Source organism: Streptomyces sp. NRRL B-24085 (assembly GCF_001282115.1).
Taxonomy (GTDB): Bacteria; Actinomycetota; Actinomycetes; order Streptomycetales; family Streptomycetaceae; genus Streptomyces.
Genome location: NZ_LJBR01000372.1, coordinates 1 through 1,124, shown reverse-complemented (window position 1 = coordinate 1,124; position 1,124 = coordinate 1). Strand labels below are relative to the sequence as shown.

The 1,124-nt window shown below is 73.7% G+C and carries 1 protein-coding gene and 1 pseudogene; both read left to right on the top strand.

The annotated features are described in order from the left end of the window. Positions 1–660, top strand: a pseudogene (locus tag AOJ26_RS33345) (ribokinase); the annotation flags it as partial. Beyond that, a complete protein-coding gene (rbsD, locus tag AOJ26_RS33340; RefSeq protein ID WP_053852105.1) occupies positions 657–1,046 on the top strand; it encodes a D-ribose pyranase in 390 nt (129 codons plus the stop codon). The pseudogene AOJ26_RS33345 and the gene rbsD, both read left to right, overlap by 4 nt. The last annotated feature ends 78 nt before the right edge of the window (positions 1,047–1,124 follow it).

Sequence of the window (1,124 nt, the reverse complement as noted above, 5' to 3'; positions counted from 1 at the left end):
ACACGGTGGGGGTGCTGGTGGGCGGTGTCGCCGACGGGGGTCGCGCTGATCACCGTCGACCCGTCGGGCGACAACAGCATCGTGGTCTCGCCGGGCGCCAACGGGCGTCTGACCCCGGGGGACGTACGGGCCGCGGTCAGCCTCTTCCACGCCTCCCGGGTGGTTTCCGCCCAGTTGGAGATCCCGCTGGAGACGGTCGTGGAGGTGGTGCGGAACCTGTCGCCGGACAGCCGGTTCGTGCTGAACCCGTCGCCGCCGCGGCCATTGCCCACCCAGGTGCTCGCGGCCTGCGATCCGCTGATCGTCAACGAGCACGAGGCGAAGGTGATCCTCGGGGACGCCTGTGTGAGCGACGTGCCGGAGGACTGGGCGCGGCTGCTGCTCGCGAAGGGGCCGCGGTCGGTGGTGGTGACGCTGGGCGCCGAGGGATCGCTGGTGGCGTCCTCGGCGGGGGTGAGCCGGGTGGCACCGGTGAAGGTGGACGCCGTGGACACGACGGGCGCCGGGGACGCCTTCACGGCGGCGCTGGCGTTCCGGCTGGGGGTCGGTGCCCCCCTGGTGGAGGCGGCCTCGTACGCGTCCCGGGTCGGGGCGGTCGCGGTGACCCGCAAGGGCGCGCAGGACTCCTTCCCCACCGCCGAGGAGGTCGGCGCGCTGTGAAGAGGGCCGGAATACTGAACCGCCACCTCTCCGGGGCGCTCGCCGAGCTGGGGCACGGGGACGGGGTGCTGGTGTGCGACGCCGGCATGCCGATCCCGGACGGGCCCCGCGTGGTCGACCTGGCCTTCCGGGCCGGGGTGCCGTCCTTCGCGGAGGTCCTCGACGGGCTGCTCGCCGAGCTGGTGGTGGAGGGGGGCACGGCGGCGCGGGAGGTGCGGGGCGCCAACCCGGCGGCCGCGGAGCTGCTGGACGCCCGCTTCCCCGAGCTGGTCCTGGTCTCCCACGAGGAGCTCAAGGAGCTGTCGGCGGGCGCGCGGCTGATCGTGCGCACCGGTGAGGCCCGGCCGTACGCGAACGTGCTGCTCAGGTGCGGGGTGTTCTTCTGAGGGCGGAGCGCTCGCCGAGCTCCGCGAAAAAAAGTCGGCAGCCCGTACAACCCTCTCCCGACCTGGCGGGTCGTACTT